Origin of the sequence: Paucilactobacillus wasatchensis, from assembly GCF_000876205.1 — a bacterium.
Classification (GTDB): domain Bacteria; phylum Bacillota; class Bacilli; order Lactobacillales; family Lactobacillaceae; genus Paucilactobacillus; species Paucilactobacillus wasatchensis.
In genome coordinates, this window is sequence record NZ_AWTT01000020.1 from 22,170 (window position 1) to 34,816 (window position 12,647).

Annotated in this window: 11 protein-coding genes; 7 read left to right on the forward strand and 4 right to left on the reverse strand. The window is 41.5% G+C overall.

Going from position 1 to position 12,647, the window contains the following annotated elements:
* Nucleotides 1-83: 83 nt before the first annotated feature.
* Nucleotides 84-1,400 carry a chromosomal replication initiator protein DnaA gene (dnaA, locus tag WDC_RS04815; RefSeq protein WP_044010742.1) on the reverse strand — a complete coding sequence of 439 codons (1,317 nt, stop codon included), beginning with the start codon at nt 1,398-1,400 and terminating at the stop codon, nt 84-86.
* A 489-nt stretch (nt 1,401-1,889) separates the two neighbouring features.
* Between dnaA and rpmH the strand changes: the two genes are divergently transcribed.
* The 6 genes from rpmH (at nt 1,890) to mnmG (ending at nt 7,740) form a co-directional block, all read left to right on the forward strand.
* Nucleotides 1,890-2,024 (forward strand): 50S ribosomal protein L34, encoded by a 135-nt coding sequence (rpmH, locus tag WDC_RS04820; protein ID WP_044010743.1) that lies wholly within the window; start codon nt 1,890-1,892, stop codon nt 2,022-2,024.
* 71 nt (nt 2,025-2,095) lie between these two features.
* Nucleotides 2,096-2,440: a ribonuclease P protein component gene (rnpA, locus tag WDC_RS04825; protein WP_044010744.1), complete on the forward strand. Its 345-nt coding sequence runs from the start codon at nt 2,096-2,098 to the stop codon at nt 2,438-2,440.
* Nucleotides 2,441-2,455: 15 nt separating this feature from the next.
* Nucleotides 2,456-3,289 carry a membrane protein insertase YidC gene (gene yidC, locus WDC_RS04830; RefSeq protein WP_044010745.1) on the forward strand — a complete coding sequence of 278 codons (834 nt, stop codon included), beginning with the start codon at nt 2,456-2,458 and terminating at the stop codon, nt 3,287-3,289.
* A gap of 147 nt (nt 3,290-3,436) precedes the next feature.
* A complete protein-coding gene (gene jag / locus WDC_RS04835) occupies nt 3,437-4,234 on the forward strand; it encodes an RNA-binding cell elongation regulator Jag/EloR (RefSeq protein ID WP_044010746.1) in 798 nt (265 codons plus the stop codon).
* A gap of 161 nt (nt 4,235-4,395) precedes the next feature.
* Nucleotides 4,396-5,784 carry a tRNA uridine-5-carboxymethylaminomethyl(34) synthesis GTPase MnmE gene (gene mnmE / locus WDC_RS04840; RefSeq protein WP_044010747.1) on the forward strand — a complete coding sequence of 463 codons (1,389 nt, stop codon included), beginning with the start codon at nt 4,396-4,398 and terminating at the stop codon, nt 5,782-5,784.
* A gap of 42 nt (nt 5,785-5,826) precedes the next feature.
* Nucleotides 5,827-7,740, forward strand: a complete 1,914-nt coding sequence (gene mnmG / locus WDC_RS04845) for a tRNA uridine-5-carboxymethylaminomethyl(34) synthesis enzyme MnmG (protein ID WP_044010748.1) — start codon at nt 5,827-5,829, stop codon at nt 7,738-7,740.
* 145 nt (nt 7,741-7,885) lie between these two features.
* Here mnmG and WDC_RS04850 read toward each other — a convergent pair whose 3' ends face one another.
* The 3 genes from WDC_RS04850 to WDC_RS04860 are packed head-to-tail and all read right to left on the reverse strand — an operon-like array spanning nt 7,886 to nt 11,647.
* A complete protein-coding gene (locus WDC_RS04850; RefSeq protein ID WP_044010749.1) occupies nt 7,886-8,869 on the reverse strand; it encodes an aldo/keto reductase in 984 nt (327 codons plus the stop codon).
* Between the two features lie 20 nt (nt 8,870-8,889).
* A complete protein-coding gene (locus WDC_RS04855) occupies nt 8,890-10,143 on the reverse strand; it encodes a dicarboxylate/amino acid:cation symporter (protein WP_044010750.1) in 1,254 nt (417 codons plus the stop codon).
* A gap of 25 nt (nt 10,144-10,168) precedes the next feature.
* Nucleotides 10,169-11,647 carry a UDP-N-acetylmuramoyl-L-alanyl-D-glutamate--2,6-diaminopimelate ligase gene (locus tag WDC_RS04860; RefSeq protein WP_044010751.1) on the reverse strand — a complete coding sequence of 493 codons (1,479 nt, stop codon included), beginning with the start codon at nt 11,645-11,647 and terminating at the stop codon, nt 10,169-10,171.
* A gap of 354 nt (nt 11,648-12,001) precedes the next feature.
* Here WDC_RS04860 and lepB point away from each other — a divergent pair, with 354 nt between their 5' ends.
* Nucleotides 12,002-12,604, forward strand: coding sequence for a signal peptidase I (gene lepB, locus WDC_RS04865; protein WP_044010752.1), 603 nt, complete (start codon nt 12,002-12,004; stop codon nt 12,602-12,604).
* Nucleotides 12,605-12,647: the final 43 nt, after the last annotated feature.

Genomic DNA, 12,647 nt, shown 5'->3' on the forward strand with positions numbered 1-12,647 from the left:
AGCCAAGCTAGCGTTCACACAACGATTGGTCACTGTGGACAACCTGTGGATAAGTACACCACAATTAATTTAGTTATCCACAACTACGGCTTTAGCTCCATTTTAAGGTTTTGGACATCTTCTTGCAAATTATGATCTGATTGGAGCAGTTCTTCAATTTTATCAATTGAATGTAAAACCGTCGTATGGTCCTTACCACCAAATTCAGTTCCAATTTTTGGTAATGAATTATCAGTTAGTTCACGAGCAAGGTACATTGCAATTTGACGCGGCATGACAATTTGTTTCACCCGCTTTTTACCCTTTAAATCTGTTTGTGAAATATGGTAGTAACCTGCCACTTTTTCTTGAATTAACGGAATTGTTAGCGCACTGGTACCGGATAATTTCAATCCTTTTAATGCATCAGAGGCCAGACTCGTATTAATAGTGGCATTATTTAAATGAGAATAAGCTTGCACGCGGGAAAGCGCACCCTCAAGTTCACGGACGTTAGAATCAATTTGGCCAGCGATATAAGTTAAAGTATCGTTGGGGATGTCAATTTGATCTGCTTTGGCTTTGCTGCGCAGAATGGCAATCCGAGTCTCCAAATCTGGCGGGGTAATGTCAACTGAAAGTCCCCACTTAAACCGAGACACGAGCCTGTCTTGCAGCTTTGGAATTTCATTGGGCAGCCGGTCGGAGGTTAGGACAATTTGTTTATTTTCTTCATATAGGGCGTTGAAAGTATGGAAGAATTCTTCTTGAGTTCCCTCTTTGTCCGCAAAAAATTGAATATCATCAACTAATAACAGGTCAAGATTACGGTATTCTTGTCGAAATTGTTCTTGGGTCCCAGTTTGAATGGCATTGATGAAATCGTTGGTAAACGCCTCACTGGTCACGTATTTAACGCGGGTCTGACTATTGACACCCGACATTTTGTTCCCGATTGCATGCATCAAATGGGTTTTACCTAAGCCAACACCACCATAAAAGAAGAGGGGGTTGTACATCTTACCTGGTTCTTCTGAAACAACCAGTGCGGCAGCATGCGCCATTTGATTACCCTTGCCAATCACAAACGTATCAAAAGTGTAGCGGGGATTAAGGGCCGTGTTAACTTTAAACGACGGTTTGCTGGCTGTCATTACGGGCGCAGTTTGTTCCTCTGCTTCAATAATATAACGTGGTTCAATTTTGGTCGATGTGGCTTCAAATGCATATAACCGAAATTTATCCGTTAATGACTCACTCCAATAATCCTTATGAAATGGGGTGGGCAATTCGATTGTTAACTGATTATTCGACAATGAAATTGCTTTTGCCGGTTCGATCAAATTTTCATATGTAACGCTGGACACATCATTCTTAAAAGATTCTTTAATTGTATCCCAAAGTGTTTTTAAATCAGTCACAATGACTCCTCCTAAATGAAAGTACGTAAATTAGTTTAGCATGACTCCTAATAGTTTTCCACAGGGCTGTTGAAATTTAAATGTAATATTACACAACGCTGTGTGTAAATTATTAACAAGGGTGTGTAAAGCCTACGCGAGACTAGATTTAAACCGGTTATCCACATTTTGAAGTGGACAAGTGTTGTTGCTAGATTAACGTTTGTTAGAGTTATCCACAGTTATTAATGTGCTTGTGGATAACTTAATTAACATGGTGTTTATTTGTGAGTAAATCAGGGAAAAAGGAGTGGATAACTAAAAAACAGGTTACTTAAAGAAACAACGCTGTGGATTATTTTGCTAAAATTGTGGATAACTCAAAATATTTTTATTTTTTTAAGGTGTTTATTATCGTTCAACATTGTGATAAAATTGATGGATATTGTTTGGAAAGATGACCTTTTCGATTGATAAAACGTAAATTAAATTTTTTAGGAGGTGCTAACTATGAAGCGCACATTTCAACCAAAAAAACGGCATCGCGCACGTGTTCACGGTTTCCGTAAACGCATGAGTACAAGTAACGGCCGTAGTGTATTAGCACGGAGACGTCAAAAAGGCAGAAAAGTATTATCTGCATAGGGGTCGTGACAAACTAGATTTGTCGCCATCCCTTTTTTCATATCTATAGGAATAGTTTTGGAGATTACAGTATGCGAAAGTCATATCGTGTAAAAAAAGAAAGCGAGTTTCAACGGGTTTTTGAAACACATAACTCAGTAGCAAACCGTAAGTTTATTGTTTACGCAATGGATAAACCAGGGCAGATTCATTTTCGGGTTGGTATTTCAGTTGGTAAAAAAATTGGTAATGCAGTGCACCGTAACTGGGTTAAGCGGCGTATTCGCCAAACCGTTTTAGAATTAAAGGAACAAATTAAACCAGATTGTGATTTTTTGGTGATTGCTCGTCGTTCTGCGGATCAGATGAGTATGGCCGAAACAAAGCAACATTTGACGCATGCATTGAAGTTAGCTCATCTGATAAATGAGCATTAAAGTGAGGAACGAAGCGTGAAAAAGCACATCAAAAAATATTTGACGGTAGCCAGCATTCTGTCGTTAGGTTTGTTTCTGGCAGCCTGTTCAAATAAGCCGATTAATAGTCACAGTACCGGAATTTGGGATAAATGGATTGTCTATAATTTCTCACGAGCCATTATTTGGTTGGCGCATACCTTTGGCGGGTATGGGATGGGAATTATTATTTTCACCATTATTGTCCGGGTGGTCATTTTACCATTGATGATTTATCAAACACACGCAATGCGTAAAACTCAAGAAATTCAACCACAAATGAAGGCGCTGCAAAAGAAATATTCATCTAAAGACATGGAAACTGTCCGTAAATTACAAGATGAGCAGCGCAAGTTGTATGCAGAGGCTGGGGTTAATCCATTTGCTTCTATGCTGCCATTATTAGTGCAATTACCAATTATTTACGCTTTGTACCAAGCAATTTGGCGCACTGATGTTTTACGAGGTGGTTCGTTTTTATGGCTTGAACTAGGGCATCGGGATCCGTACTTTATTTTACCTGTTTTAGCGGCCATTTTTACCTTCTTTAGTTCATGGTTATCGATGGCGTCACAGCCAGAGAAAAATGCAATGACATCTGCAATGACGTGGGTTATGCCAATCATGATTTTCTTCATGGCAATGAACATTTCATCTGCGATTTCGTTGTACTGGGTGGTTACGAACGCCTTCCAAGTGGGGCAAACCTTTGTGATTCAAAACCCATTCAAAATTAATCGTGAACGTGCTGAGAAGCAAGCGGCTGAAAAAGCACGAAAAAAAGCGATTGAAAAGGCCACACGGAATGCGCGAAAGAGTCGCCGCAAATAAATTTGTTAATCTGCTAGATTCCCACTTTGGGGGTCTAGTATTTTTTTATTAAATTCAAATCTTGTCACTGCAGGTAATAGCACAAATGGTATAATAAGTCGGATAAATTACAATGGGTAGGTTTAATTATTTTTAGGAGGGCCACTGATGGCAATCTTTACAGGAGAAACAGCAGCAAAAGCAATTGAAAATGGTCTCAAAACACTACATTTAACACGGCAGGAAGCCAAAATTACGATTATTGAAGGTGCCAAAAAAGGTTTTTTAGGCATTAACAAAAAGGAAGCACAAGTTAAAGTCGAGTCGATCCTGCCGCAACACAGTGGGGGCGCATATCTACATCCTGATTTGGCCGGACAAACAGAAAAAAAGGATGATTTTGATCATGTTGGTGGTGTGGTTGATGAGTCCGTGATTGAGGATCCTGATGAAGCGGACATTGATGATGCCGAAATTTTGCGACGCCAAAACAATAATAAAATTAAATTGAACGCTGCTGCCGGACGATTAGCAGATTATCTCACGGATATTTTGGCAGTAATGCAAATTGAAGTAAATCCCCAGTTAAGCATTCAACACCAATTGATTACGATTGATTTAAACACGGATAAACCGGGATTACTGATTGGGCACCATGGGTTGACGATTAATGCTCTGCAGGCAATGGCAGTCGTGTTCTTAAATCAGCATGGCATTCAGCATATCAATGTTATTTTAGATACCGACAATTATCGCAAGCGGCGTGAAACGGTGTTGGCAGAGGTAGCGAAACAAGCAGCTACTGAGGCAATTGCCACTGGGAAAGCCGTCTACTTGGACTCAATGCCTGCCATGGAGCGGAAACAAGTGCATCAGGCACTAACAGACAACAAGTTTGTCAGAACCTATTCGCAAGGTGACGAACCACGTCGCAGTGTGGTCGTTGCCCCAGCCGGCGAGATGTAATGATTGACAATGAGTGCAATCCATTCTAAAATAAGTCTCGATTATCAATTAAATATTGTTAAAGTAGTGAAAGTGCTTTGGCCACGACTAATTTTTAGGCGTGGAGTGGCGCTTTTTTTATTGCTATCAATTAATTTTCTGGACTGAAGGGAGTTTGACCTGTGGGACAATCAGAGTTTGATACAATTGCAGCGATTTCCACACCAGTGGGCGAAGGTGGTATTTCAATCATTCGCATTAGCGGTGAGGAGGCACTGGCAGTCGCTAGCCGCGTATATCGCGGTCGTGATTTAGCTAAAGTTACCAGCCATACAATTAATTATGGTCGCATTATTGATCCAGACACCGCTAAAGAAGTTGATGAAGTAATGGTGTCGGTAATGTTGGCACCTAAAACGTATACGCGTGAAGACGTTATTGAAATTAACTGTCATGGTGGGTTAGTGGCCACTAATAAAATTTTGCAGTTAGTGTTAAGTAATGGCGCCAGGATGGCCGAACCAGGTGAATTCACGAAACGAGCATTTTTAAATGGGCGAATTGATTTATCACAAGCAGAAGCAGTGATGGATTTAATTCGGGCTAAAACGGACCGCTCAATGAAAGTGGCATTAAACCAGCTAGATGGTGATCTATCACGCTTAATTAAGCATTTGCGTCAAGATATTTTAAATGTATTGGCTCAAGTAGAAGTAAACATTGATTATCCCGAATATGACGCCGTTGAAACGATGACGACTAAGTTACTCCAAGAAAAAGCGACAGAATTACAACAACAAATTAAGCAATTATTGAGCACCGCAAAACAGGGAAAAGTGTTGCGCGAGGGGTTAGCAACTGCCATCATCGGTCGTCCCAATGTCGGAAAGTCCAGTTTATTGAATCGTTTGCTACACGAAGATAAGGCAATTGTTACCAATATTGCCGGGACAACCCGGGATGTGATTGAAGAATACGTCAACGTTAATGGTGTTCCGCTTAAACTGATTGATACGGCTGGCATTCGCCAAACGACAGACCAGATCGAAAAATTAGGGGTACAACGGAGTCGACAGGCAATTGCGACCGCTGATTTAGTGTTATTGCTATTAGATAATAGCGAACCATTAACCAAAGAGGACCGAGAACTATTGAATGATACGGCTGCTACTAAGCGAATTATCATTTTAAATAAAACAGATTTACCTGCGCAATTGAGTCGGACTGATTTAGACGAATTTGCTAGTGGGACTGAAATTATTGAAACCTCAATTTTAAAAAATGCTGGCATGGATGAGCTAGCTCAAAAAATTAGTCACTTGTTTTTTGACGAAGGAATTGAGAGTAATCAGGGCAACGTGATGGTGACCAATGCTCGTCACATCGGTCTATTGCACCAAGCTAGTGAGGCATTAACGGATGTTCAAACAGGCATTGCTGCCGGGATGCCTGTTGACCTAGTTCAAATTGATATGACTCGTTGTTGGGAACTACTGGGTGAAATTACGGGTGATAGTTACCAAGATGAATTACTAGATCAACTATTCAGCCAATTTTGTTTAGGAAAATAAGCGTGCGGTTTGGCGTGTGTAATGTGATAGAGGAGAATTGAAATGGAACAAGCGTTAGACTACGAAGGAAATGATTATGATGTCATCGTTGTTGGTGCCGGCCACGCTGGGAGCGAAGCCGCATTGGCAGCAGCTCGGATGGGCAACAAAACACTGCTAGTAACAATCAGTCTAGACATGGTGGCCTTTATGCCATGTAATCCATCGGTTGGTGGACCAGCGAAGGGGATTGTTGTTCGTGAAATTGATGCGCTCGGCGGCGAAATGGGTCGCAATATTGATAAAACGTATGTCCAAATGCGGATGCTAAATACGGGTAAGGGACCCGCTGTTAGGGCATTACGTGCTCAGGCGGACAAGTATGCATACCATACGGAAATGAAGCGTACGATTGAACGTGAGCCTAATCTAACGCTCCGGCAGGCAACTGTTGATTCGTTAATTGTAGAAGATGGTGTTTGTAAGGGTGTGATTACTAATACTGGGGCTCATTATTCAGCCAAAAGCGTTGTCCTAACAGTCGGAACGGCCGCACGTGGTAAAATTATTATTGGTGAACTGCAATATTCATCGGGTCCCAATAACTCTAAGCCAGCCATGAAATTGTCGGAAAACTTGCAGGATCTCGGCTTTGAGCTGGAACGGTTTAAGACTGGAACACCACCGCGTGTTGATGGTACAACAATTAATTATGATGAAACAGAAGAACAACCTGGGGATGAAGAACCAAATCATTTTAGCTTTGAAACACCAGATAGCCAGTATTTGCTTCTCAAGGATCAGCTATCTTGCTGGTTAACGTATACGAACGAAACTACGCACACAATTATTCGCAATAATTTAGACCGCGCTCCAATGTTTTCCGGCACGATTGAAGGAGTCGGTCCTCGTTACTGCCCTTCCATTGAAGACAAAGTGGTTCGCTTTGCTGACAAGTCACGGCACCAACTCTTTTTGGAGCCAGAAGGTCGGCGGACGGAGGAATGGTATCTCCAAGGTTTATCAACTTCATTACCAGAAGAGATTCAACAACAAATTATTCATTCAATCAAAGGGCTGGAGCATGCGGAAATGATGCGCCCAGGCTATGCAATTGAATACGACGTGGTGGCGCCATATCAATTGCGGCCAACGTTGGAAACTAAATTAATCAAGAACCTTTATACAGCAGGTCAAACTAATGGTACGTCTGGTTATGAAGAAGCTGCTGGTCAGGGAATTATCGCTGGTATTAATGCCGGGTTGCGGGCACTGGATCGAGGTCAATTCACGTTGAAACGTTCAGAAGCATACATTGGCGTGATGATTGATGATTTAGTGACCAAAGGAACCAAGGAACCATATCGATTGCTTACTAGCCGTGCAGAGTATCGTTTGATTTTGCGCCACGACAATGCTGATTTACGGTTGACTGAAAAGGGTCATGAACTTGGGCTCATTAGTGATGAACGCTTGGCTCGATTTGAGGATAAAAAAGCAGCAATTATTGCCGAGGAGCAACGATTAAATTCAGTTAGAATCAAGCCTAGCGAAGCGGTCAATGAATTTGTCATTGCACGTGGTGAAAAACCGTTGAAAGACGGTATCTTGGCGAGCGAATTTTTGCGCCGCCCACAAGTTACGTACGCCGATTTGTTGAAATTTATTCCAGCTCCAGCTGAGCCATTAGATCACCGAATTATCGAACAAATTGAGATCCAGGTTAAGTATGAAGGCTACATTAAAAAGGCCGAGGTACGGGTAGAACGGCTGAAAAAGATGGAAGAAAAGAAGATTCCTGACCGAATTGATTACAATGCAATTGACGGTTTGGCAACTGAAGCACATCAAAAGCTAAAGAAGATCCAGCCAGAAACAATTGCGCAGGCATCGAGAATTAGCGGTGTCAATCCAGCTGATATTGCGATTTTAAGTGTTTATATTCAACAGGGAAGAATAGCGAAAACTAGTGCATAAAAACAGTGCGTAAACAACCACGGAAGCAGTGGTTGTTTACGCGATTTAGCAATAAAAAAATGGGCGCACCTGGTTCAGATTCGAACTAGGTACGGCCAATTTTTACATTATGTCATGGTTTCTTACGTGTTTGAAAATACTCTGATTACCATCTGTACTTAACCACTGGTTCAAAATATTTTTGATAAACATTTTTGGCGAGATCCATTTGTGCTGCGGTTAGTGCGGGTAGGTTGTCAGCACCTGTATTTGCAGCGATTTGGCTAGCATTACTGGCACCTGGGATAATGGTAGAAACCGCATTGAACATTAATATCCAACGTAGTGCGGTTTGGGCAAGATTATTCGTGCCAAGTTGGTCCTTTAATTCATTAGCAGCCTTAACACCAGTTGCGTAATCAACACCAGCAAATGTTTCACCCTGATCAAACGCTTGACCATGGCGATTAAAGTTGCGGTGATCGTTTTGCCCAAATTGAGTTGCCAGCGTATATTTACCGGTTAATAAACCGCTCGCCAATGGCACTCGAATAATGGTCCCTACGTTTTGCTGCTGTGCTAATTTGAAGAACAAGTCCGCCGGTTTTTGCCGAAAAATATTGAAAATAATTTCAACCGCCGAAATATCATAATCCAATGCCTTAATCGCCTCTTCGATTCGCTCCACACTGACACCATAATGTTTAATTTTACCGGCGGCCTTTAAATCATCCAAGGCAGCAAAAACTTCTTTACGGTAGTACACATCCGTTGGAGGACAATGCAGTAAAATTAAATCAAGACTATCCGTGCCTAAATTTTGAAGTGATTGTTCAACAAATTGTTCTAGGTTCTCTCGGGAATAATTACTGATGGCATTGGGTTCGATACCACGCCCACATTTCGTTGAAACATAGATTTGGCGATCGGGGTGAGCGGCTAAAAACTGACCAATCGCTTTTTCACTATGACCGTCTTGGTAAATATCAGCGGTATCAAAGAAATTAACGCCTGCTTGGTAAGCTTCTTCCAAGGTTTGCATGGCATCTGTTTCATCAAATGGTTCGCCCCATTTAGAACCTAATTGCCAGGTGCCTAAAGATATTTCACTAACTTGATAATTTGTTTTTCCTAATGTTCGATATTTCATTTTTTCAGCTCCTAGATTGGCTAGTGGATCGTTAAATAATCTTTTAGCCAGTTTTTTCCCTCCACAAACCGTGTCACCAACATAGCCGCAGTTGTGTTACTAGTTGAATTTAACAATGTGGCGGGGATATCAATAATTTCACTAATAATTAAAATTAGTGGCAAGGCAGTCATTGGAAACCCAAAAACGGTGATAATAACTGTCTCAGCCACAAAGCCGCCACCCGGAATGGCACTCATAACGACTCCCACTAAAAAGCCAACGCAGATAATAAGCACGGCATTTTCAAGTGTTGCAATATTGCGACCAAATAAAACGAATAGAAACGTCGCCTTTAAAACACCACCAAAAACAGAGCCATCTTTGTGTGTATTAGCGCCCAACGGAATTACCGTTTCAGCAATGTCTGGGGTGACCCCCATTTTTTTAGTGTATTCTAGGTTAACTGGAATGGAGGCCGCCGATGAGCTAGTGGCAATGGCCGTAATTGCTGGAGCACCAATATTTTGCCAGAATGTTTTAAGGCCAGTGTTACCGCCAGCCACCAGCGCGTAACCACTCATCACAACGAAAAAGTAGACAACGGTAAAGCCAAGGTAGACGAGCCAAGTCCTCAAATACGTACCGACCATTTCAGCTCCAAGGTTACCAATGACGGTAGCAAAAAAACACCCCAAACCAATTGGAGCGTAATACATAATATATTTAACGATTTTCATCGTCACAATGTTGCCAGCCGCCAGTAATTTAGCGTATGGTTCTGCGGCTTTGCCGGATGTTGATGTGGCAATACCAGTAAAAATCGCCACTACAATTAACGCTAGCATGTTATTTTTGGATAAAATTTTGCTGAAATCATCCACAGTAAACGTTTGGACGATTCGTTCTAACCCTGAAGTGCTACTGGTAGAGGCATTTTTAATATGGCCCATTAGATGGTGGATGCTTGCCATGTCGACATTGTTGATTGGTCGAAAAATGAGCACGGCAAAATAGCCGAGTACCGCTGAAATTAGCGCAGTACTCAAGAAAACCACTAAGGTAACACCAAGAATTTTACCAAGCCGCTTCATTTCAGTCATGCTAGCAATAGCAGACGAAATACTGAAAAAAACTAACGGAATCAAGATCATGTACATTAGATTTAAAAACAGATCCCCAAATGGTTTGACGACGTTAACTTTGGTGCCCCAAATAACGCCGGCAATGCCACCAAGAATTAATCCAAGCAATAGTAAGATGGTACCGCGATAGTTTTTCCAGAATTTGGTCATAATTCAATTTCTCCTTGAATGAAAACTAGCGTGTTTCGTCAAAAAAATCATTTACTACTTCAACATCATCAAAATGGTGTTTGGTGGTACCGACAATTTGGTAGTCTTCGTGGCCTTTACCCGCGATTAAAACGACGTCGCCAGGTTCGGCCTGAGTCAGTGCAAAGTAGATTGCATCTCTACGGTCCGAGTTACGGGTATAAGACTTGGTAGATAAACCAGTGACCATTTCATCAAGAATTGATTCGGGATCCTCAGTCCGCGGATTATCCGAGGTAAAGACGGCATCCGTAGCGTTGGCAACAGCAATTTTGGCCATGATTGGCCGTTTCTCGGTTTCACGATCACCACCACAGCCAACAACACAAAAGACGCGTTGGTTAGCAAAAGCATTAATTGTATTTAGAACGTTTTTTAAACCATCAGGAGTGTGGGCATAGTCGACAATGACCGTGATGTCATAATCATTTGGTACAACCTGAAACCGACCGCGAACACCCTGGACGTGTTCGAGGGATTTAATAATATCTTCTGGGTTCAATCCGTGTTCATAGGTAGCACCAAATGCTGCTAAGGCGTTATAAACGTTAAAATCACCCATTAACTGAAGCTGAACTGGATAAGTTCGACCATAGATTTCTAGGTCAAATTTGGTCCCATGACTAGTTACGGCAATATTTTTTGCCTGGAGTAATCCTTGACCATGCGTACCATAGGTCAAGACATTTGCGGCGGTCTTTTCAATTAAACGACGGCCATATGGATCGTCAATGTTGATGACCGCTGTCTTTGTTTTTTGGCTTTTGTGATAACTATTGCCTAACTGTGAAAATAACAGTGCTTTAGCATCAAAATAATTTTCAATTGTTTTGTGATAATCCAGGTGATCTTCCGTCAAGTTAGTAAAGACGGCAGTATCAAAGTCAACCCCCCAGGCACGTCCTTGAACGAGCGCAATGGAAGAAACTTCCATGGCACATTCCATGACCCCTTGATCAACCATTTTACGTAGTAATTCTTGCGTGGTATGTGGATCTGGTGTGGTATTAATGGTTGGTAGTTTTTCCTCACCAATCTTATTGTACATTGTGCCGATAATACCAGTTGTACTGCCCTGATCGTCAAGGATTTTACTGATTAAATGAGTAATAGTTGTCTTACCGTTAGTACCGGTAACGCCAAACATTGTCATTGCGGCGCTTGGATCATCAAAAAAGCGCGCACTAATTTGGGCCAGTGCCCGATAAGTGTTGGGCACGGTAACCACGGTGGTCGTGCCAGTAATTTCAACCGGTCGTTCCACAATAATCAGGTTGGCACCAGCATCGGCGGCTTCTTGGACGTGTTCGTGGCCATCAAAATTTAATCCTTTGATGGCAACAAAACAACAACCAGGAGTGAGGCGACGAGTATCTTGGGTCAAACCTGTAAACTCAATGTCGCGAAGTTTTTCTTTATCTTCGTGATTGGTTTGAAGGATTTCTGTTAATTCAGCGGCCTTCATATTTTCATCTCCAGTTAAATTGTTTGTGAATATGGTTATATTCAACGATTAAACCTTATTCTATCATTGTTAGATAGACGAATAAAGCAGAAACCAGATCATTTAAACTTTCATGACAAGCGCGGGTAAAACCATTATAATGTAGGATTGTAGGTAAGAATCATTGTCGATAAGTTAGTTAGAGTCAATTAATCTGGCTAAATTAAGGTTTAATTATGGAGCAGTGAAACTGGAATAAAGTGGTGAGAGCATGCAATTGGCGTGGGATTTATTGTTTGCTTATCTTCGCAGTTGTATTACAATGACAAATAAGAATACAGCAGAATAAATTAAATTAAGTGGGGATTTATTGAAATGAAAGCATTGAAAGAAATTGTCAGCTGGATTGTTCCGATTGTCATCGGACTATTAGTGGCATTATTGATCAAGGATTTTGTGTTTCAGCTGGTGCGGGTCGATGGTCCATCGATGCAGCCCAACTTGCAAAATAATGAACGGGTACTGGTATTTAAACAAACTAAGATTCGACGGGGCAGTGTGGTTGTTTTTGATGCTAATGGGGTTGACCCACAGGCAACGGTTAAGACAGACTACGTTAAGCGGGTCATTGGTAAACCAGGTGATACTGTTTCTGCAAATAACGGACAACTATACGTCAATGGCAAAAAGGTTAATCAAGACTACATCAGTAGTTCAGAGCGCTCTACGGGAACTGGTAATTGGACGATGGCTAGTATTTCGCAGGCCAATAAATGGCAAAAACATCTAGGGGCTACAAAGGTGCCAAAAGGTGAATACTTTGTTCTTGGGGATCACCGAAGCGTCTCGAATGATGGTCGCTACTGGGGCTTTGTTCCGAAAAAGAAAATTATTGGAGTCGTCAAGGTACCATTTTGGGCTACCAACAAAACTGAGCGCAGCAATGTTAATACCGAATGGAAAAACTTTTTTGATTAAAAATTAAATAACCTAACAATAGTGCAAGCAAGAAAATCCTTGC

What these genes read in the sequence shown, in the direction of transcription:
- mnmG (WP_044010748.1), top strand. Translation starts at nt 5,827, where the DNA reads ATGGAACAAGCGTTAGACTACGAAGGAAATGATTATGATGTCATCGTT.
- WDC_RS04850 (WP_044010749.1), bottom strand. Translation starts at nt 8,869, where the DNA reads ATGAAATATCGAACATTAGGAAAAACAAATTATCAAGTTAGTGAAATA.
- rpmH (WP_044010743.1), top strand. Translation starts at nt 1,890, where the DNA reads ATGAAGCGCACATTTCAACCAAAAAAACGGCATCGCGCACGTGTTCAC.
- lepB (WP_044010752.1), top strand. Translation starts at nt 12,002, where the DNA reads ATGAAAGCATTGAAAGAAATTGTCAGCTGGATTGTTCCGATTGTCATC.
- WDC_RS04860 (WP_044010751.1), bottom strand. Translation starts at nt 11,647, where the DNA reads ATGAAGGCCGCTGAATTAACAGAAATCCTTCAAACCAATCACGAAGAT.
- WDC_RS04855 (WP_044010750.1), bottom strand. Translation starts at nt 10,143, where the DNA reads ATGACCAAATTCTGGAAAAACTATCGCGGTACCATCTTACTATTGCTT.
- jag (WP_044010746.1), top strand. Translation starts at nt 3,437, where the DNA reads ATGGCAATCTTTACAGGAGAAACAGCAGCAAAAGCAATTGAAAATGGT.
- rnpA (WP_044010744.1), top strand. Translation starts at nt 2,096, where the DNA reads ATGCGAAAGTCATATCGTGTAAAAAAAGAAAGCGAGTTTCAACGGGTT.